The sequence below is a fragment of the Nocardiopsis sp. YSL2 genome (genome assembly GCF_030555055.1).
GTDB lineage: Bacteria > Actinomycetota > Actinomycetes > Streptosporangiales > Streptosporangiaceae > Nocardiopsis.
Genome location: NZ_JAMOAO010000001.1, coordinates 752028 through 770664 on the forward strand (window position 1 = coordinate 752028; position 18637 = coordinate 770664).

At 73.3% G+C, this 18637-nt stretch carries 17 protein-coding genes and 1 pseudogene; 7 read left to right on the forward strand and 11 right to left on the reverse strand.

Annotated features, from left to right (window positions below):
- Positions 1-69: 69 nt before the first annotated feature.
- A pseudogene (locus tag M1P99_RS28610) lies at positions 70-171 on the forward strand (DNA-binding response regulator); the annotation flags it as partial.
- 177 nt (positions 172-348) lie between these two features.
- Here M1P99_RS28610 and idi read toward each other — a convergent pair.
- From idi to M1P99_RS03310, 4 genes are all read right to left on the reverse strand, one after another.
- Positions 349-945, reverse strand: coding sequence for an isopentenyl-diphosphate Delta-isomerase (gene idi, locus M1P99_RS03295; protein ID WP_304451200.1), 597 nt, complete (start codon positions 943-945; stop codon positions 349-351).
- Positions 946-1078: 133 nt separating this feature from the next.
- Positions 1079-1942 carry a geranyl diphosphate 2-C-methyltransferase gene (locus M1P99_RS03300; RefSeq protein WP_304451201.1) on the reverse strand — a complete coding sequence of 288 codons (864 nt, stop codon included), beginning with the start codon at positions 1940-1942 and terminating at the stop codon, positions 1079-1081.
- Between the two features lie 108 nt (positions 1943-2050).
- Positions 2051-3418 carry a family 2 encapsulin nanocompartment cargo protein terpene cyclase gene (locus M1P99_RS03305; protein WP_304451202.1) on the reverse strand — a complete coding sequence of 456 codons (1368 nt, stop codon included), beginning with the start codon at positions 3416-3418 and terminating at the stop codon, positions 2051-2053.
- A gap of 38 nt (positions 3419-3456) precedes the next feature.
- Complete coding sequence (locus M1P99_RS03310; RefSeq protein WP_304451203.1) at positions 3457-4860, reverse strand: family 2B encapsulin nanocompartment shell protein; 1404 nt, start codon at positions 4858-4860, stop codon at positions 3457-3459.
- A gap of 491 nt (positions 4861-5351) precedes the next feature.
- Here M1P99_RS03310 and M1P99_RS03315 point away from each other — a divergent pair, with 491 nt between their 5' ends.
- The 3 genes from M1P99_RS03315 to M1P99_RS03325 all read left to right on the forward strand — a co-directional run bounded on the left by M1P99_RS03315 (position 5352) and on the right by M1P99_RS03325 (position 8061).
- On the forward strand, positions 5352-6602 hold the full coding sequence (locus M1P99_RS03315) for a GTP-binding protein (RefSeq protein ID WP_304451204.1): 1251 nt from the start codon (positions 5352-5354) through the stop codon (positions 6600-6602).
- A 49-nt stretch (positions 6603-6651) separates the two neighbouring features.
- Positions 6652-7461: a DUF817 domain-containing protein gene (locus tag M1P99_RS03320; protein ID WP_304451205.1), complete on the forward strand. Its 810-nt coding sequence runs from the start codon at positions 6652-6654 to the stop codon at positions 7459-7461.
- A 267-nt stretch (positions 7462-7728) separates the two neighbouring features.
- Positions 7729-8061 (forward strand): hypothetical protein, encoded by a 333-nt coding sequence (locus tag M1P99_RS03325; RefSeq protein WP_304451206.1) that lies wholly within the window; start codon positions 7729-7731, stop codon positions 8059-8061.
- A gap of 132 nt (positions 8062-8193) precedes the next feature.
- On the opposite strand, the gene M1P99_RS03330 is transcribed toward M1P99_RS03325, so the two are convergent.
- Positions 8194-8829 carry a pyridoxamine 5'-phosphate oxidase family protein gene (locus tag M1P99_RS03330; protein ID WP_304451207.1) on the reverse strand — a complete coding sequence of 212 codons (636 nt, stop codon included), beginning with the start codon at positions 8827-8829 and terminating at the stop codon, positions 8194-8196.
- Positions 8830-8897: 68 nt separating this feature from the next.
- Between M1P99_RS03330 and M1P99_RS03335 the strand changes: the two genes are divergently transcribed.
- Positions 8898-10343, forward strand: a complete 1446-nt coding sequence (locus tag M1P99_RS03335; protein ID WP_304451208.1) for a PLP-dependent aminotransferase family protein — start codon at positions 8898-8900, stop codon at positions 10341-10343.
- 31 nt (positions 10344-10374) lie between these two features.
- Here M1P99_RS03335 and M1P99_RS03340 read toward each other — a convergent pair whose 3' ends face one another.
- Both M1P99_RS03340 and M1P99_RS03345 read right to left on the reverse strand, forming a co-directional pair.
- Positions 10375-11568, reverse strand: coding sequence for an MFS transporter (locus M1P99_RS03340; protein WP_304451209.1), 1194 nt, complete (start codon positions 11566-11568; stop codon positions 10375-10377).
- Positions 11569-11777: 209 nt separating this feature from the next.
- Positions 11778-12770 (reverse strand): LacI family DNA-binding transcriptional regulator, encoded by a 993-nt coding sequence (locus M1P99_RS03345; protein ID WP_304455557.1) that lies wholly within the window; start codon positions 12768-12770, stop codon positions 11778-11780.
- A gap of 172 nt (positions 12771-12942) precedes the next feature.
- Between M1P99_RS03345 and M1P99_RS03350 the strand changes: the two genes are divergently transcribed.
- A complete protein-coding gene (locus M1P99_RS03350; protein WP_304451210.1) occupies positions 12943-13902 on the forward strand; it encodes an SDR family NAD(P)-dependent oxidoreductase in 960 nt (319 codons plus the stop codon).
- A 51-nt stretch (positions 13903-13953) separates the two neighbouring features.
- On the opposite strand, the gene M1P99_RS03355 is transcribed toward M1P99_RS03350, so the two are convergent.
- The 3 genes from M1P99_RS03355 to M1P99_RS03365 are packed head-to-tail and all read right to left on the reverse strand — an operon-like array spanning position 13954 to position 15970.
- Entirely contained in the window at positions 13954-14337 is a 384-nt protein-coding gene (locus M1P99_RS03355; RefSeq protein ID WP_304451211.1) for a hypothetical protein, read from the reverse strand.
- A complete protein-coding gene (locus M1P99_RS03360; RefSeq protein ID WP_304451212.1) occupies positions 14337-15404 on the reverse strand; it encodes a serine hydrolase in 1068 nt (355 codons plus the stop codon). The genes M1P99_RS03355 and M1P99_RS03360 overlap by 1 nt, the downstream gene beginning before the upstream one ends.
- A 17-nt stretch (positions 15405-15421) precedes the next feature.
- A complete protein-coding gene (locus tag M1P99_RS03365; RefSeq protein WP_304451213.1) occupies positions 15422-15970 on the reverse strand; it encodes a helix-turn-helix transcriptional regulator in 549 nt (182 codons plus the stop codon).
- A gap of 228 nt (positions 15971-16198) precedes the next feature.
- On the opposite strand from M1P99_RS03365, the gene M1P99_RS03370 reads away from it, so the two are divergent.
- On the forward strand, positions 16199-16741 hold the full coding sequence (locus M1P99_RS03370) for a hypothetical protein (protein ID WP_304451214.1): 543 nt from the start codon (positions 16199-16201) through the stop codon (positions 16739-16741).
- 63 nt (positions 16742-16804) lie between these two features.
- Here the strand turns inward: M1P99_RS03370 and M1P99_RS03375 are convergent, their stop codons facing one another.
- Positions 16805-18610 carry a long-chain fatty acid--CoA ligase gene (locus M1P99_RS03375; protein ID WP_304451215.1) on the reverse strand — a complete coding sequence of 602 codons (1806 nt, stop codon included), beginning with the start codon at positions 18608-18610 and terminating at the stop codon, positions 16805-16807.
- Positions 18611-18637 lie beyond the last annotated feature (27 nt).

Genomic DNA, 18637 nt, shown 5'->3' on the forward strand with positions numbered 1-18637 from the left:
CAGCGCCGCCGTCCCGGTGGTCGCGGGCACGTCGTGATCCGGGTCCTCATCGCCGACGACCACCCCGTGGTGCGCGACGGTCTGCGCGGAGCCTTCACCGCCGAGACCGACATCGACGTGGTCGGCGAGGCCGCCGACGGCCACGAGGTGCTCGACCGGGCGGACCGGCTCGGAGTCGACGTGGTCCTCATGGACCTGCGCATGCCCGTCCTGTCCGGGGTCGCGGCGACCACCGTGCCGGCATCAAGACGCACCTGCAGCACGTGTACGACAAGCCGGGCGTCCGCGACCGGGCCGCGGCGGTCGGCGAGGCCTACCGCCGCGGCCTCATCGGGTGAGCCGGGTGGGCTACCAGCCCGCGTCGGGGGCCAGCTCCCGCACGGCGGGCAGCACGGCCTCCAGGACCGTCGGGAACCAGGCCGAGAAGGGGCTGTCCCCTGGCAGGACCGCCAGCTCCCAGGGGTCGGCGAACGCGATCTCGGCGACCTCTTCGGGGTCGGGGCGCGGCTCGCCGCCCACCGACCCCACGAACAGGTGGTTGTACTCCTGCTCGACCAGGCCCGAATGCGGGTCGGGGTGGTTGTAGCGCACGGTGCCGGCCTCACGCATGAGCACGGGAGCGACCCCCAGTTCCTCGGTGGTGCGCCGGGCCGCCGCCAGGAAGGGCGGCTCGCCGGGGTAGGGGTGGCCGCAGCAGGTGTTGGACCACACCCCGGGCGAGTGGTACTTGCCCAGGGCCCGGCGCTGGAGCAGCAGACGGCCCCGGTCGTCGAGCAGGAACACGGAGAACGCCCGGTGCAGCCGGCCCGGCGACACGTGCGCCGACAGCTTCTCGGCGGTCCCGATGGTCGTTCCGGACTCGTCGACCAGTTCGAGCATGATCGGTTCGCCGGGGACTCCTTCGTCGGTGGCGGTGGACGGACCGGTGGTGTGGCTGGTGGGCATGGCGTCCTTCCGTCGGGTGGCCACGGGGCCGGGCCGCGCCCGCCCGGCCTGGCGTGGCCGGGCGGGCGCCGGAGCGGGCGCTCCGCGGGGCGGTCGGCCGTTCGACCCGCGCCACGGGGCGCCCCGGGGGTCCTCAGACCCGGTCGGCCGCGATGAGCAGGTAGTGGAAGCTGCCCTCCTTGTAGGCGGTCAGGAACGGCTCCTCGATGCCGGTGGCCACGGACGACCGCGCCCGCAGCTCCCAGTACGGGATGGTCGGCCCGGTGAGGTCGACGACGGAGATCGGGACGAGGTTGTTCGCCGTCATCGCCTTGAAGTACTGGCTCCTGGCGTGGATGTTGCACGTGTAGTGCTCGTCGATCCGGCTGACGGCCTTGGAACGGCCACCGGTCACGTCGTTGTAGCAGCCGGTGATGGTGACGTAGCGGCCACCGTACTCCAGCAGGCGGGCGTGCTCGGCGAACAGCTCGAACAGGTCCACGTACATGGTGGACTCGTTGTTCCAGCTGGCCCGCAGGGAGCCCGACGCGAAGCCGGTGTCGAGCATGTTGCGGAAGTGGAAGCGGACCTTGTCGGACACGCCCCGCTGCTCGGCCTGCTCGTTGGCGAACGCCACCTGCTTCTCGGAGATGGTCACGCCGTCGACGTGGCAGCCGAAGCGCTGGTTGGCCATGAAGCTGGTTCCGCCCCGGCCGGACCCGGTGTCCATGATCCGGTCATCGGGGGTGACCGCCCCCAGGTGGTCCAGGAGGACGTCGGCCTGCGCCGTCTCCAGGCGGTGCATCTCCTCGATGATCCGCTGGTCGCGTGTCTCCGCCGGGCCCTCCAGGACCGAGGGGTCGTAGTCGCCGATCCCGTAGTGGTGGTGGAAGAGGCCGTCGACCTCGCCGAGTTTGATGTTGACGGGGTCCTTCTCGGTGTTCCAGTACTCCGCGACGGATTCCTGGTACTGGGTGCGCAGGACCTTGGCGGTGGCGTGGGAGGAGGTCATGGTCATACGGAATGCTCCTTGCTGGTGGTCTCGGGCAGGACGGCCGACCGGACCGCGTGGGCGGACCGGGCGGGGGGAAGTGGAGGGTGCGGTGGGGTCGGGGTCGGGGTCGGCTCAGGCGGTCCGGTCGCCGTGGTAGCGGCCGCTGGTGGCGTGCCACTCGCGGCTGCCGCCGCACCAGGCCCACAGCCCGGCCAGGAAGCGGCCCAGCTGCGGCGAGCCGGAGAGGGCGAGCGCGGCCGCCTCGGACTCGACGGCGTGCATCATCTCGTCGTGGATCCGTACGGTGCGCTCGACCGCCTCGCGCATCGTGCACCCGTCCTCTTCGGCGATCAGCCTGGGCAGGCTGGTGTCGTCGGGGCCCTCCTTGCCCATCGAGTACAGGTCGTTGACGATCACGGTGGCCGAGCCGGCCATGGTGAACACGCGCCGTACCCGGGGGTCGGCGAACTCCTCCATGGGGAGCTCGTATCCGGCGACCGCGTCGATGAGCACCATGCAGGGCACGAAGCTGTTCTCGTGCCGGTGCATCAGGAACTCCCACACCGGTGGCCGCCGGCCGGTGTTGCCCCAGACGCCCTCCTGGTTGTAGGCGACGAACATGATGGCCAGCTCGTGGCGCAGCCGGCGCACCTGTGTCCACGTGGCGTGGTCGGCGAGCTTGCCCAGGGCCGAGCGCAGGGCGCGCATGACCGGATCGGCCTGCACCACCCTCTCCAGCTCCGGTGCGTACTCGCGCGAGATGTGTGCCTGGTCGATGACCGAGTGGGCGATCGCCAGCCGCTGGCCGAGGAGTTCCGGCCGGAACTCCTCCACCTCACCGTCGACGTAGTGGTCGTCGACGGACCACTCCGCCAGCGCGCACCTGGCCGCCGCCAGCAGCCGTTCGGGGTCGTCGGTCTCGGGGTGGGCGAGCATGATCAGCCGGCCGAACTCCGCCCTGCGGATCATGTCGAGCTTGCCGGGGTAGATGCCCACCTCCTCGGCCCACGCGACCAGCCGCTCGTCGACCTCCTCTCCCAGGGCGCGGTCGTCGCGTACGGCCGGCGGGCAGTACAGCGCCGGAACCGCGTTGTCGTCGGCGGCGTCCGCGTCCCGGCGGGGCGGGGCGCGGTGGCCCAGGACGCGCACGGCGGCGGCCCCGGGGCCCGAGGGGGACCCGGGCAGCCGCCGGCCGCCCACCCCCGTCGGGACCGCCGCGGGCACCAAGGTCCGCGGCGCGACCGGGCGGTCGGGCAGCAGGGCCCGGGCCGCCGCGGTCCCCAGACCCGTGGGTCCGGTGGGAAGCCGGGGTGCGGCCGTGACCGCGTTCGCCCGGGCGGGCGCGACCGGCTTCGGCGGCTCGGGCACCCGGGCCGACGGTGCGCCCGGCACCAGCAGGTCCGGCGGCCCCGGGCGCACCGGGTTCGACATCAGGGCGTCCACCAGGGCCGCCACGTCGTGCGTGGCGGCGGAGGCGGACATCCGCGACAGCAGTGACACCGTCTCAGCCCTCCTTCACTGGCAGTCTCGGGCAGGGCTCAGGCACGCGGGCGGACCTCGACGTCCTCCAGGATGCCGATGGCGTCGGGGACGAGCACGGCCGCGGAGTAGTAGGTGCTGACCAGGTAGGAGATGATCGCCTGGTCGTCGATGCCCATGAAGCGCGCGTTGAGGCCGGGCTCGACCTCATCGGGCAGGCCGGTCTGGTGCAGGCCGATGACGCCCTCGTTGTCCTCGCCCGTACGGATGGCGATGATCGACGACGTGTGGTGCTCGGAGACCGGGATCTTGCCGCAGGGCAGGAGGGGGACGCCGCGCCACGCGGGCAGGTGGTGGCCGCCGACCTCGACGGTGCCCATGGTGATGCCCCGCTTGTTGCACTCCTTGCCGAAGGCGGCGATGGCGCTGGGGTGGGCGAACATGTACTGCGTGTTGCGGCGCATGCTCAGCAGGTCGTCCAGGCAGTCGGGGCTGGGCGCGCCGTTGTCGGTGTGGATCCGCTGGCTGTAGTCGCAGTTGTACAGCAGCCCGAACTCGCGGTTGTTGACGAGCTCGTTCTCCTGGCGCTCGCGCAGGGCCTCGATGGTCAGCCGCAACTGCTGCTCGGTCTGGTTCATCGGCTTGTTGTAGAGGTCGGCGACCCTGGTGTGCACGCGCAGGACCGTCTGGGCCACACTCAGCTCGTACTCGCGGGGGCGGAGCTCGTAGTCGACGAAGGTGCCGGGCAGGGCGGGTTCGCCGACGTGGCCGGAGAGCAGGGCGATGTCGGCCTCTCCGGCCTTGTTCTGTCCGTCGACCGGCCGGGCGAGGAAGCGCTCGATGTGGGCGCGCAGGGAGGGAGAGCCGTCCATGACGGCGGTGAACTCCTGGCGGGGCAGTTCGAGCAGGAGGCCGGAGGTGACCGCCTTGACGGTGCAGTCCCAGGTCGCGTCCGGGTTGAGCAGGCCGTGGTCGCCGAACTGCTCGCCGTCGGCCAGGACGCCGATCCGGGCGGGGTCCCCGTAGGGGCCCTCGGTGGTCTTGTGGACCCGGCCGTGCGCGAGGAGGTAGAGGTGGTCGGCGGGCCTGCCCTCGTGCGCGAGCACGTCACCGGGCTGGAACTCGCGCTGGGTGAAGCGGCCGGCCAGCTGACCGAGCACGCCCGCGTCGTTGTATCCGGACAGCAGCGCCAGCTCGCCGAGCTCCTGGGGAATGACCTCGACGTTGGCGCCGGTCTGGTTGAACTGGATACGTCCGTCACCGATGGTGTAGCTGAGGCGCCGGTTGACGCGGTAGGCGCCGCCCTCGGTCTGTACCCAGGGCAGCATCCTCTGCAGCCAGCGGGAGCTCTTCCCCTGCATCTGCGGTGCGGACTTGGTGGTGGTCGCCAGGTTCCGGGCGGCCGCGGTCGCCAGACTCCGCCGCTGGTCGTTCCGGGCGTCGGGACCTACGTCGATCGACATCCGCTGTGTCTCCTCATGGTAGTCGCGTACCCACGCCGCGTAGCCGACCTGACGTGTGGCCGACGACGGGGCAAGGGAGGAAGAGGGTTGCGCGTGCGCGTCCACGCGCGCCGTCCACCCCGCTGGCCTGCGGTGACGGACGCTCCGTGAACCGAGGGTCACACTAGGGTCGCCCAGCGGGGCGCACAACCGATTCCGGAAGATCCCCGCGATCTGTGTGCACACCACCACCGATCGGCGCCAACACCCACGATGCGGCCCCCGCTATGGACACACTCCGTGACCGCATCGACGCGAAGCCGACATAACGACTGTGAACTGCGAAGACGCCGCGAGGTACGGAGTGGGCCCCGGGAGGCCCGCGCCCTTCCGGCACACCCACGCAGGCCGGACACACCGACGCCTCCCCGCGCCGACGCGGGAATACCGGCCCAACCCGAGTCCGCAATGCGGCCGACCGATCGGAACGGCAGACCGGCTACGATGCAGAAATGAAAACCATTCCCACATCGGTCACGGCGGACAGGGCCCTACCCGTCACCGTGCTCTCCGGCTTCCTCGGAGCGGGCAAGACCACCCTGCTCAACCACGTCCTGGGCAACCGGGACGGGCTGCGCGTGGCGGTGATCGTCAACGACATGAGCGAGGTGAACGTCGACGCCGGGCTCGTCCGTGACGGCGGCTCGCTCTCGCGGACCGACGAACGCCTGGTCGAGATGACCAACGGCTGCATCTGCTGCACCCTGCGCGACGACCTGCTGGAGGAGGTCGGCCGCCTCGCCGACGAGGGGAGGTTCGACTACCTGCTCATCGAGTCCAGCGGGATCTCCGAGCCCATGCCCGTGGCGGCCACCTTCACCTTTCCCGGCCCGGACGGAACCCGCCTGATGGACCGGGCCCGCCTCGACACCATGGTGTCGGTGGTCGACGCCGCCGGTTTCCTGCGCGAACTGCGCCAGGGCGACGACCTGCTCTCGCGCGGGCTCGACGCCTACGAGGACGACGAACGCACCGTCAGCGACCTGCTCATCGACCAGGTCGAGTTCGCCGACGTCCTGCTGCTGAACAAGACGGACCTGGTCACAGCCCGGGAGGCCGACGAGGTCGAGGCCGCGCTGCGCAGGCTCAACCCCCTGGCCCGGGTCCTGCGCTCCGAGCACGGCCGCACGGACGTCGGGGAGATCGTGGGCACCGGGCTGTTCGACCTGGAGCGCGCCTCCCGCGCGCCCGGCTGGGCGGCCGAGCTCAACGGCGACCACGTGCCCGAGACCGAGGAGTACGGCATCTCCAGCACGGTCTTCCGCTCCGACCGCCCCTTCCACCCGGAACGCCTGTGGTCGCTGGTCTGCGAACGCCTGGACTCCGGCGAGTTCGGCACGCTCCTGCGCTCGAAGGGCTTCTTCTGGCTGGCCACGCGCCACCGCGTCACCGGAATGTGGTCGCAGGCCGGCCCCGTCGCGCGGTTCGAGCCCTCCGGCGCGTGGGACCCCGCGGACGCACCCCTGCTGGGCCTGCCCGACGACGAGGGCTCGGAGCCCGTGGACCCGCGCCAGGAACTGGTGTTCATCGGCACGGGGCTGCGCGGCGACGCCCTGGCCGAGTCCCTGCGCGCCTGCCTGCTCACCGACGAGGAGCTCGCCGGGACCTGGACGGACCTGGCCGACCCCTTCCCGGACTGGGACGTGGCCGGTGCGCACGCGCACGGCCACGGCCCCGGCGTCCCGTCCACGCCGCACACCTGAGGGCGCCCCGGGGGCGAACCCGGGGAGGTCGCCGGACATCCCACCTCCCATGACCTCCACCCGAACCGCCCCTCGGCCGCTCGTGCGCCACGGCGCGGGCCAACTCCTCCGGTTCGGCTGGGCGCAGGCACGTGCGTGCGCCTTCGCCGTCGGCATCTTCGCCGGACTCGCGCTGAGCTCCGTCGTGCCCCTGCCGATCCCCCGCTACGACGCCCTGCTGATCTACGGCGTCGCCCTGACCGCGGCCTTCTGGCTCCTGCGGTTGGAGACGGGCCGCGAGGTGCTGGCCATCCTCGGCTTCCACGCCGTGGGCCTGGCGCTGGAGCTGTTCAAGGTCCACGTCGGCTCGTGGTCCTATCCCGGCGACGCCTGGACCAAGATCGGCGGCGTACCGCTCTACAGCGGGTTCATGTACGCGGCGGTCGGCTCCTACGTCGTGCGCGCCTGGCGGCTGCTCGACCTGCGGCTGGCCGGCTACCGGCCCGTGGCCACGACCGCGGTGGCCGTCCTGGTCTACGCCAACTTCTTCACCCACCACTGGCTGCCGGACGTGCGGGTGTGGCTGGCGGCCGCGCTCATCGCGGCCACCTGGCGCACCTGGGTCCACTACACGGTCGGGCAGGAGCGGTACCGGATGCCGCTGTCACTGTCCTTCCTGCTCATCGGCCTGTTCCTGTGGATCGCGGAGAACGTGTCCACCCTGCTCGGGGCCTGGTCCTACCCCCATCAGGAACAGGCCTGGGAAATGGTGCACGTGTCCAAGCTCGGGGCCTGGTCACTGCTGGTCGTGGTCTCGTTCGTGCTCGTGGCCACCTGGCGGCACGGCTTCGACCGACCCGCCACGGCCGAGCCGCGCTAGGCACTGTTCTCCGAACGGGTCCGATCACGCAGAGGACGCGGCCCTCGGTGTCGGCGAGCACGGTCTACCCACCCTTCCCCGGCTGGTGCTCCGGCACCGTCGTGCGCAGCGCCAGCAGCGCCTCCACCGCCCGGGAAAACCTGGCTGGCCAGGTGCGGAAAAACACGGACCTCGGGGTTGCCGAACCTCCGCAAGGAAACACCAGCGACAGGCACTCTTAGTAGTGGCCGTGCCACAGCAGGTTCACCTTTCGTGGAAGGAAAACACATGTCCCTCCTCTCCCGCCTTGGCCGCACCGCCGCGGCCGGGACCGCGGCAGTCGTCCTGGCCACCCTCCTGACCCCCGCCCAGGCATCCGCCCTGGTGCTGGACTGCGACACGTTCCGCCATCACAACGACGACCACGTGGGCATCGCCTTCTGCACCAATGAAACCAACCGCACCATGAAGTTCCGCGCCGTGGTCGTCTGCGGCTGGGCCCCGGACGTGAACGGCAACTGGGTCACCCTGCGGCCCGGGGCCTCCGGCCAGTCCCAGGGGAGGTGTTCCGTCTTCAGCACCGGAGTCGGCGCCATCGGTGTCGACGAGCGCTACGCCTGACGGCCGCGCAACGGTGGGCGCGCACGCCGGAGTGCGCGTCCGACCGGGCCGGAACCGACTCCCGTGCGGCGGGGCGACCGCGGTGGAGCGTGCCATCGACCTACTCGAGCAGAACCGGGCGGTCGCGACCCGCTATGACCTGCGACCGGCGATGTGGGCGGGGATCCCGGTCCCCTCGGCCAGGGCGGGGTCGGGCTCGGGCTCGCCGAACACCTGGCGGACCGGGAGCACACCGGCCCAGGTCGGCAGGGCGTAGTCCTCGTCGTCGTCCGCGGGCGGTCCGGTGCGGACCTTGACCGAGGCCTCCTCCAGCGACAGTGCCAGGACGCGCGTGGCGGCGAGCTCCTTGGCGGTGGGCGCGCGCACGGCGTCCCACTGGCCGGGCACGAGCTGCTCGGTCAGGGCCCGCAGCGCCGCCAGGCGCTCCGCCTCACCGGTGACCTCTCGCGGTGTCCCGTAGATCATCGCCGAGCGGTGGTTGACGGAGTGGTGGAAGGCGGAGCGGGCCAGGACGATCCCGTCCAGGTGGGTGACGGTGACGCACACCTCCCCCGGGGCGCGCAGGGACCGCGCGCCCGTGGAGCCGTGCACGTAGAGGGTGTCACCGACACGTCCGTAACAGGTGGGGACCACCATGGGGGCGCCGCGGGCGATGACGCCGAGGTGGCAGACCATTCCCGTGTCGAGGAGGTCGTAGAGTTCCTGGCGGTCGGTCCGTGCCTTGTGCTTGGCGCGCCCGAGCCGGGTGCGTTCTGTCGTGGAGAGCATGTGTGTCAGCCTAGGAAGAAGTGGCTATTACGCCCATGGCCACTTCTCGACGAAAACGGAAGACCACTTTGACCCGCCACACGACCGAGCCGCCCGTGCGCCTGGACCGCGGCGCCGGGGTCGCGCTCGCCGTCCAGCTCTCCGACCAGCTGCGCGCGGCCATGGCGGAGGGGATCCTCACCGCCGGGGCCCGCCTGCCCTCCTCCCGTGCCCTCGCGACGGAACTGGGAGTGAGCCGGACCGTGGTCACCGAGGCCTACCAACAGCTCTACGCCGAGGGCTGGCTCGACGGCCGTCACGGGTCGGGCACGTTCGTGGCCGAACACGAGTCCCTGCCCGGGCGCCGATCCGCGGGACACACGGGGCCGCGGACCGCGGCGGCCACCGCGTCCCCCGCGTCGGCGACCTCCTACGGGTGGTCCCGGCACGAGGCGCGCCGACGCGGTCTGGTCGACCTGCGTCCGGGCGCGCCCTGGGTCCGCGACCACGACCTCGCCGCCTGGCGCCGGGCCTGGCGGCACGCGGCCGAGCAGCCACCGGACGACGACCCCGACCCGCACGGCCTGCCCCGGCTGCGCGCGCTGCTGGCCGACCACCTGCGCCGCGCCCGCGGCATCCGGGTGGGGCCGGAGAACGTCCTGGTCACGCGCAGTACCGGCAACGGGCTGGACCTGGTCGGGGCCACCCTGCTCGGGCCGGGGACGCGGGCGGGTGTGGAGGATCCCGGGTACCCCCGGGCCACGGCCGTGCTCGGGGCGCGCGGGGCGCGGACGGTTCCCTGCCGCGTCGACCACGACGGCATCGTGGTGGCGGAACTGCCACGGGACCTGTCGGTCGTCTACACCACGCCCGCGCACCAGTACCCGCTGGGAGGACGGCTCCCCATCCCCCGCCGCGAGCACCTGCTGACCTGGGCGCGGGAGACGGGTGCCGTGGTGATCGAGGACGACTACGACTCCGAGTTCCGCTACGACGTCGCCCCGCTGCCCGCCCTGTACGGGCTCGACCCCGGTCGCGTGGTGCTCCTCGGCACCCTGTCCAAGACCCTGTCCCCGGACCTGGGGGTGGGGTGGCTGGTCGCCGAACCGGGCCTGCTGCGGCGGGTGGCGGAGGTGCGCCGGAGCCTGTCGGACCGCACCAGCGGTCCGGCCCAGGCGGCCACCGCCCTGCTCCTGGAGCGCGGGGACCTCGACCGGCACCTGCGCCGGATGCGCCGGGAGTACGCCCGGCGCCGCGGCGTCGTCAAGGAGTTCCTGGGGCCCTACCTGACCGGGGACACCGCGGGCCTGCACGTGGCCCTCCCGCTGCCGGCGGAGGCCGTCGCGCCCGTGGTGGCCGAGGCCGCCGAGCACGGGCTCCTGGTCGACGACCTCGCCCGGACCAGCCAGGGCACGCCGTCCGTGCACGGGCTCATCCTCGGCTACGGGACGGCCCACCCCACCGACCTGCGCCGGGGGTGCCGGACCCTCGCCGGGATCCTCGCCCGTCGCGTCGGGGGCGGGGGCCGGGCCTGAGTCCGGTTCCGCCCCCGGCCGCGGCGGGGCCTCACTCGGCGACGGCCTCCGCCAGCGGTGCGTCGGTACCGTCCGCCCCGGCGGCGGGCCGGTCCAGCAGGGCCGCCGTGACGGCGATCCCCAGACCGGCCACGGCCAGGACCGCGCCGATCAGCGCGGGCGAGGTCAGGCCCAGGCCGAGGCCGATCCCGACGCCGCCCAGCCACGCGCCCCCGGCGTTGGCGAGGTTGAAGGCGGAGTGGTTGGAGGCCGAGGCCATCGTCGGCGCCCGGTCGGCCTTGTTCATCACCAGGACCTGCAGCGGGGTGGCCACGCCGAATCCGACCGCCCCCAGCACCACGACGGTGACCGCGGCGGTCCAGGGGGTGTGCACGGTGAAGGAGAACACCACCAGCACCACGGCCAGGCAGGCCAGCGCCCCGAAGATGGTGGGCCGCAGCGCCCGGTCGGCCAGCGGGCCCACGACGAGCGATCCCAGGGTCATCCCGGTGCCGAAGAGCGCCAGGATCAGGGGGACGCCCGCCGGGGACATCCCGGCCAGTTCGGTCATCATCGGGGAGATGTAGCTGTAGACGGCGAACACGCCGGCGAACCCGAACACCGCTGTGAGCAGGCCCAGCAGGACCTGGCGATCGCCGAGCGCGGCCATCTCGCGCCGCAGCCCGCCGCCGGGGGGCGCGGGCAGTCGGGGCACGAACGCCGCGATCGCGACGATCGCCAGCGCGCTGATGCCCACCACGGCCAGGAACGCCGCGCGCCAGCCCATGAACTGCCCGAGGAAGGTCCCGGCGGGTACGCCGACGATGTTGGCGATGGTCAGTCCCATGAACATCCGCGCCACGGCGGTGGCCCGGCGGTCCGGTCCGGCCATGTAGGCGGCCACCAGCGCGCCCACCCCCAGGAAGGCGCCGTGCGGGAGGCCGGCCAGCACCCGTGCGGCGAACACGGCGCCGTAGGAGTCGGCGACGACGGTGGCGAGGTTGCCGACCAGGAAGACGCCCATGAACAGCAGCAGGACGGTCTTGCGCGGCAGCCGTGTGCCCAGCGCGGTGAGCAGGGGCGCGCCGATCACCACACCCCCCGCGTAGGCGGAGATGAGGTAGCCGGCCGTGGAGATGGGGACGTCCAGGTCCTGGGCCACCTCGGGCAGCAGGCCCATGATCACGAACTCGGTGGTACCGATGGCGAACGCCCCGAGAGCCAGGGCGAACAGGGCCAGAGGCATGACAGTGCCTTTCTCGCGCGGAGCGCGAACGAAGAGGAGGCGGGGACGCCGGGAGAGGAGAGGGGTCGGGGCGCTTCTCGGAGCGGGACCCGGACAGGACACGGAGGTTGTTGGCACGTGCTAAATCCAGGGTGGCACCCGGACCCCGCCGAACCCAAGTCCTGGGGCTGTGATCTCCCTCGCGGCCGCCTGCCCGGCGGTGGGACCGGTCAGGCCAGACCGGGGCGCGGGGCGGCCGTGCTGCTCCGGACCGCGAGTTCGGGCTCCAGCACCAGGTGCGCGCTGCGCGTGCGCCCGTCGTCGAGCCGTTCGGCCGCCGCACGCACCGCCAGCCGGGCCATCAGAGCCGCGTCCTGGCGCACGGACGTCAGGTCCAGGAACGACAGCCGGGCGGTGCGGCTGTCGTCGTAGCCGACCACCGACACGTCCTGGGGCACCCGCACGTTCGCGCGCACGAGGGTCTCCACCAGGCCGAGTGCGGACTGGTCGTTGCCCGTGATGACGGCGGAGGGCAAGGCGTCGCGCGCGAGCAGTGCCCGCGCGGCCCGTGCCCCGGCCTCCTCCGAGTAGTCGCCCGGGATCACGTCGGCCAGCGCCGCCAGTCCGTGGGCGCGCATCCCGTCGAGATAGCCGCCGACGCGCTCGGGCGCGCCCGGCAGGACCCCGCCGTCCACGTGCGCGATCCTGCGGTGCCCCAGCCCGGCCAGGTGGTCGACGGCCTTGCGCACGCCGTCGGCGTCGGCGGTGCGGACGCTGTCTGTGCCCTCGGCCCCCGTGCGCTGGCCGATCTCCACGACCGGGACGCGTTCGGCGACCGTGGCCAGGTCCGAGGGCGCCGCGGCGGACAGGCCGATGAGGATCAGGGCCTCGCAGCGCAGGCCCAGGAGGTCGTCGATCGCCTCGCGCTCCCCGCGGGTGGCCAGCAGGGCGCTCAGGACGACGCCGTAGTCCAGCGCGGCCGCCGCCGGATAGACCGCTTCGACCAGGTGGACGTCGAGCGGATGCTCCATGGTGAACAGCACGCCCACCTGACGGCTGCGCGCCCGGCGCAGCATACGGGCGGCCTTGTCGGCCCGGTAGCCGAGCTCCTCCGCGGCCTGCAGGATCCGCTGGCGGGTCGGCGCGCTCGGCCCGGGGCTGTCGTTCATCACCAGGGACACCAGCTGGCGGGAGACCCCGACGCGTGCGGCGACGTCGGCCATCGTGGGCCGTCGGCCGGCCGGTCCCGTCCCCCCGCCGACGTCCTCGCCGTCCGTGCCGCTGCCGGTCTCGCCCATGCCGTCCCTTCGGTGGCCGCCCCGGTCCCGGGCCGGATCGAGCCGATGGTACTGCGCGCTTGACCTGGAGCGCGCTCCAGGTCCTACCGTGGCGCCCATGACAACACCACAGAAGCCGATCGGTTCCGGATTCGGCGCGCGCAGCACCGCCCGCGAGGTCCTGGAGGGCATCGACCTGACCGGGCGGCTCGCGGTCGTGACCGGCGGGTACTCCGGCATCGGCCTGGAGACCACCCGGGCCCTGGCCGGGGCGGGCGCACGCGTCGTCGTACCGGCCCGGCGCCCCGAGAACGCGCGCGAGGCCCTGGGCGGCCTCGAAGGGGTGGAGGTCGAGACGCTGGACCTGGCCGACCTGGACGGCGTGGCGGCCTTCGCCGACCGGTTCCTGGCGAGCGGCCGGTCCATCGACGTCCTCATCGCCAACGCGGGTGTGATGGCCTGCCCCCGCCAGGTGGTGGGACCGGGTTGGGAGTACCAGTTCGCCGTCAACCACCTGGGCCACTTCGCCCTGGTCAACCGCCTCTGGCCCGCCATCGCCGACGGCGGGGGCGCCCGAGTGGTGTCCGTGTCGTCGAGCGGCCACCGGATCACGGGGATCCGCTGGGACGACCCCTGGTTCGCGCGCGGGTACGACCGGTGGCACGCCTACGGCCAGTCCAAGTCCGCCAACGTCCTGTTCGCCGTCGAGGCCGACCGGCGCGGCGCCGAGGCCGGCGTGCGGGCCTTCTCCCTGCACCCCGGTGCGATCATCACCCCGCTCCAGCGCCACATGAGCACGAAGGAGATGGTCGACAACGGCTGGATCGACGAGGAGGGCACCGTGGCCGATCCGTCGTTCAAGACGCCCGCACAGGGCGCGGCCACCCAGGTGTGGGCGGCCACCTCGCCCCGGCTGGCGGGAATGGGCGGGGTGTACTGCGAGGACGCGGACGTGGCCGTCCCGGCGGGCACGGATCCCGACCGCGCCGGGGTGGGCGACCATGCCGTGGACCCCGAGCAGGCCGCCCGCCTGTGGCGGTTCTCCGCCGAACTGACCGGCGTGGACGCGTTCGCCTGACCGGTACCGGGGGCCGGCACGCCCGGCGGGCCGGCCCCCGGGAAGCCCGGCTCAGACCAGGGCGACGACGACTACGCCGACCGCGGCCGCCGCGAACGCGAGCGTTCCCAGGGCCGAGGCCCGGTGCGCGGCCGCCTTCTCCCGGCCGGATCGCCAGGGCAGGTCGGGCCAGCGCAGCACGGCGCCGGCGGCCGCGGCGGCGAGCAGGGCCACCAGCAGGTACCACAGCCCCTCGGGGAAGACCGTCCAGGAGACCGCCAGCAGCGCGACCACGGTCATCAGCAGGGCGTTCCCGAACCGGTTGAGGGCGTCCCAGCGGTCCTGGAGGCGTCGGCCGCCCCGGTCGCGCCACGTCCGGAGCAGGAGCCCGGCGGACATGGTCGCCGCGACGAGGACCAGCAGGCCGCCGACGGCGTAGAGGACGGTCGTGCTCATCACGCCTCCCCCAGCAGCAGGCCGAGAGCCTGGGGCTCGACGCCGGTGGCGGTGTCGGCCAGGACGACCACGGCGCGCCCGCCCTCGCGGTCCAGGGCGACCATGGTCGAGAACCCCCCGGTACCGCCGTTGTGCCAGGTGACGTCGGTCCCGCCGTGGTCGTCGACGAACCAGCCCAGCCCGACGCGGCCGCCCTCGCCGTCGTCCCAGCGCGGCCGCATCGCCTCGGCGCCCGGCGGGTCGCCGAACAGCAGGGACCGCGCCAGCAGCGCCATGTCGCCGGGGGTGGAGCGCACCCCGCCCGCGGGGGCGTAGGCGCGGGCCAGCCACGGGTCGGCCGAGCGGCCCTTGCCGTTGGTGCCCCTGATCGCCTCGGTGGGCAGTTCGGCCGGGGAGGCGGGGAGCACGGTGGCGTCCATGTCCAGCGGGTCGAGCACCCGTGCGCGCAGCAGGTCGGCGTAGTCGGTCCCGGCACGGGCCGCGAGGGCCTGTCCGAGGACGGCCGCGCCCATGTTGGAGTAGGAGACCTCGCCGCGCCCGGAGGTGTCGGCCGCGGCCACCTGTTCGACCAGCGCGGCCACGTCGAACCGGTAGGGGTCCCGGCCCGTCATCGCGGCCGCCCAGGCCCCGAACGCGTCGCGCGGGCGCGGGGAGAGCCGGGGCAGCCCCGAGCGGTGGCCCGCCAGCTCGGCGAGGGTGACCGACGCCGCCGGAGCTCCGTCCAGGTCCAGGAGCGCGCCGAGTTCGGTGTCCTCGGACACCTCGCCGCGCTCGATCATGTCGGCGAGCAGGAGTCCGTTCAGGGCTTTGGAGACCGAGCCGATCTCGTAGGAGGTGGCGTCGTCCGCGCCGAAGTGGGCGAAGCGGGTACTCTCCCCCGCGATCTCGACGACGCTGACCCGGTCGTGGACACCGTCGGCGAACAGCGGCCGGGCGCGGTCGAGCAGCGCGGCGTCACCGGACTCGTCGGTGGACAGGGCGGGCGTGTGCGGCCGTACGAGCAGCCCGAGCACGACGACCAGGGCGGCCGCGCAGGCGGCCGTGACGGCCAGGGGTCGGGATCGCACCTCGCGTCCCTCCTTCCTCAGGGAGCGGACCGGCTCGCACCGCCCGCCGCCAGCAGGACGGTGAGCAGCGGGATGACGCGTTCGGGTGGAACGGCGTAGTGGCCGCGTCTGATGGTCGTGAGCCAGCCCGCGGCACTGAGCTGGTGGACGTGGTGGTAGATCTGCCCTGTCGTACCGAAGCCGGACAGTTCGGACAACTCGGCCACGGTGCGGGTGCCCGACCAGACGGCGTGCAGCAGTGAGAGCCGGACGGGGTGGCCCAGGGCGTCCAGGGCCGCCGCGCACTGGGACCAGTCGAGTTCGGCGAGCCGTTCCACGGGCAGTCCCTGCTGCCACTCCAGTGCGCTCTCCGCGCTCGCCCCCTCCCCGTCCCGGACCAGTCCGGCGAAGACCACCCCGCCGCGTCCGGTGGCGTGCTCGCGCAGGGCGTCGAGCGCGAAGAAGGCGTCGCCGGTCGCCGCCGCGGGCGCGGTGTCCGGGGGCCGGGGCCGCTCCGCCGCGCGGCGTTCGAGTTCGGCGACCCGCGCCTCCAGGTCCGCCAGCCGGGTGTCGTGTTCGTCGTTCACACCGACACCGTAGCCGGGATTACGTCATTCTGTACATCCGTAATTCCAGAGTTACGAGCCCTCGTCGGCGGCCTCCGCATCCTTGACCGGATCCGGGGCAACCGCTGAAACCCCGTTGGGTCCGGCCGTTCGATGATGTGGGGGAGCGCGGAACCGCGCTCGAAGAGCATCCGACAGGACGTTGTCCGGCTCGCGAGGGCCGACGGAACGCCTGGTGAGGAGCACACAATGCGAACCGGATCACCCAACGGCTGGCAGTTCTTCGCCGCGACGCTGATGATGATGATCGGCGCCGTGAACATCATCCAGGGGCTCGTCGCCCTCATGACTCCCGGCTTCTACACCGTGGCCAGCGGCGAACTGCTCGTCCTCGAGTACGGGGCGTGGGGCCTCCTCCTCGGCGGATGGGGCGTCGTTCTGGTGGTCGCCGGCGCCGCGATCCTGTCCGGCAGCATGTGGGCACGGGTCTTCGGCATCGTGCTGGCGGCGGTGAACGCCCTCGCCCAGCTGGCCTTCCTGGTGGCCCTGCCCGTGTGGTCGGTGGTCGCGATCGCCATCGAGCTCCTGGTGATCTACGCGCTGACCGCCGGCTGGCCGGACCGGGAGATGGCGGCGGCCCGGGACGAGGCGGCCGCCGACCGGATGACCGACGACCAGCGGGCCGCCTACCGCAGCGGCCGACGCGCCGCTCACGCCAAGCCCGAGCCGACGGTACCCGCCGAGGGCACCGAGCCGGGAACGCAGGCGGGCGACCGCAGGCACACCGTCTGATCCGCCCGCTCCACGGGTTCCGGCCTCCGTCCCGGAGGCCGGGGACCCGCACGCGCGCCGCGCTCAGGGCGCGTACAACCCCGCCAACTCGTCGCGGTACCGGTCCTGGACCACGCGCCGCCGGAGCTTGAGCGAGGGTGTCAGCTCACCCGTGCCGGGCCCCCACTCCCGGTCCAGCAGCCGGTGGCGTTTGACCTGTTCGGCGCGGCTGAGCCTCGCGTTGGCCGCCGCGACGGCGCGGTCGACCTCCGCGAGGACGGCCGGATGCTCGGCCAGGGACCGCCCGTCGCCTGCGGTGCCGGCGCCGTGCGCGGCGGCCCAGGCCGGGGCGGCCTCCGGGTCCAGGACGAGCAGGGCCACGAGGTGGGGGCGGCCGTCGCCGTGGACGTAGGCCTGGCCGATGAGCGGATGCTCCTTGAGGGCGTTCTCGACCGGTGAGGGAGCCACGTTCTTGCCGTGGGAGGTGATGATCAGCTCCTTCTTGCGGTCGGTGATCCACACGAACCCGTCGTCGTCGCGGCGGCCGACGTCGCCCGTGGCGAACCAGCCCTCGGCGTCGGCGGCCGGCTCGACCGTCCCGTCCGGCCGCAGGTACCCCTCGAACACCGTCGCTCCGCGCAGGAGCACCTCGCCGTCGTCGGCCACGCGCAGTTCCACCCCGTCGAGCGGACGGCCGACCGACCCCAGACGGAACCCGCTGACGGGGCTGTTGACGGTGGCGACGCCGGCGGACTCGGTCAGTCCCCAGGCGTCCATGACGGCCAGACCCATCCCGGCCCAGAACCGGACGACGTCCAGGGGCATGGGCGCGGACGCGCTGGCCGCCCAGACCACCCGGTCCAGGCCCACCGCGGCCAGGACGGGCGCCAGGACCTGTTCCCGCGCCCGCTCGAAGCCCTCCGCCAGGTCGTCGGGCACCTCCTCCCCGCGTTCGAGGCGGGCGACGTGCTCGGCGGCCAGGGCGCGGGCCCGTTCGAGCGCGGCGCGCCGGTCCCCGGGCAGCCGGTCCAGGCCCGCGCGCAGGGCGGAGGCCAGCTTCTCCCACACGCGCGGGACGCCGAAGAACTGGGGCGGCCGCACATGCCGCAGGACCTCGGGCAGTTGCTCGGGGTCGGCGCACAGCCACACGTGCGAGGCCCGGAACAACGGCAGGTACAGGCCCAGCATGCGCTCGGCGATGTGCGCGAGGGGCAGGTAGCAGATGTGCTCGGCGTGGTCGGGCAGGTCGACGACCCGGTCCAGCGCGGTCGCGTTGCCGAACACGTGCCGGTGGGTCAGGACGACGCCCTTGGGATCGCCGGTGGTACCGGAGGTGTAGACGACCGTGAGCCGGTCGTCGGGGCCGGGGTCGGGCCGGGTCGCGATGGCCGGGTCGTCAGGCCCGGCGGCCGGTTCGGCGACCAGGTCCGCGTACGGCACGTGTGCGCGATCGGGGTCGGCTCCGTCCACGACGACCAGCCGTTCCAGGGGCGTGTCGGGGTCGGCGACCAGCCGCTCCCAGACCCCGGCGGACGCGGCGTCGCCGACGACCGCGAGCCGGGCGCGGCAGTGCCGTGCGATGTGGCGGACCTGGTCGGGCGCGGAGGTGGAGTAGACGGTGGTGGTGACGGCTCCGGCACGGACCAGGGCGAGGTCGCTGAGCCAGTGCTCGGGCCGGTTGCCCATCATGAGCAGGACGTGGTCCCCCGGGGCCACGCCCAGGGCCGCGTAGGCCGCCGCCAGCCGGGCGACGCTGTCACGCACCTGCGACCAGGTCAGTACGGTCCAGTCGGCGGACCCGGGTTCACGCCAGGAGAGCGCGGGCCGATCGGGCCAGGTGTCGGCGTTGCGCTGGAGGAGGTGGGCGACGGTGGGGGTGGTCGGACTCATCCGCACTCCTGGGGGCGTCCTCGCGAG

What these genes read in the sequence shown, in the direction of transcription:
- M1P99_RS03350 (WP_304451210.1), top strand. Translation starts at nt 12,943, where the DNA reads ATGACAACACCACAGAAGCCGATCGGTTCCGGATTCGGCGCGCGCAGC.
- M1P99_RS03330 (WP_304451207.1), bottom strand. Translation starts at nt 8,829, where the DNA reads ATGCTCTCCACGACAGAACGCACCCGGCTCGGGCGCGCCAAGCACAAG.
- M1P99_RS03320 (WP_304451205.1), top strand. Translation starts at nt 6,652, where the DNA reads ATGACCTCCACCCGAACCGCCCCTCGGCCGCTCGTGCGCCACGGCGCG.
- M1P99_RS03355 (WP_304451211.1), bottom strand. Translation starts at nt 14,337, where the DNA reads ATGAGCACGACCGTCCTCTACGCCGTCGGCGGCCTGCTGGTCCTCGTC.
- M1P99_RS03345 (WP_304455557.1), bottom strand. Translation starts at nt 12,770, where the DNA reads ATGGCCGACGTCGCCGCACGCGTCGGGGTCTCCCGCCAGCTGGTGTCC.
- M1P99_RS03340 (WP_304451209.1), bottom strand. Translation starts at nt 11,568, where the DNA reads ATGCCTCTGGCCCTGTTCGCCCTGGCTCTCGGGGCGTTCGCCATCGGT.
- M1P99_RS03325 (WP_304451206.1), top strand. Translation starts at nt 7,729, where the DNA reads ATGTCCCTCCTCTCCCGCCTTGGCCGCACCGCCGCGGCCGGGACCGCG.
- M1P99_RS03375 (WP_304451215.1), bottom strand. Translation starts at nt 18,610, where the DNA reads ATGAGTCCGACCACCCCCACCGTCGCCCACCTCCTCCAGCGCAACGCC.
- M1P99_RS03300 (WP_304451201.1), bottom strand. Translation starts at nt 1,942, where the DNA reads ATGACCATGACCTCCTCCCACGCCACCGCCAAGGTCCTGCGCACCCAG.
- idi (WP_304451200.1), bottom strand. Translation starts at nt 945, where the DNA reads ATGCCCACCAGCCACACCACCGGTCCGTCCACCGCCACCGACGAAGGA.
- M1P99_RS03315 (WP_304451204.1), top strand. Translation starts at nt 5,352, where the DNA reads ATGAAAACCATTCCCACATCGGTCACGGCGGACAGGGCCCTACCCGTC.
- M1P99_RS03370 (WP_304451214.1), top strand. Translation starts at nt 16,199, where the DNA reads ATGCGAACCGGATCACCCAACGGCTGGCAGTTCTTCGCCGCGACGCTG.
- M1P99_RS03310 (WP_304451203.1), bottom strand. Translation starts at nt 4,860, where the DNA reads ATGTCGATCGACGTAGGTCCCGACGCCCGGAACGACCAGCGGCGGAGT.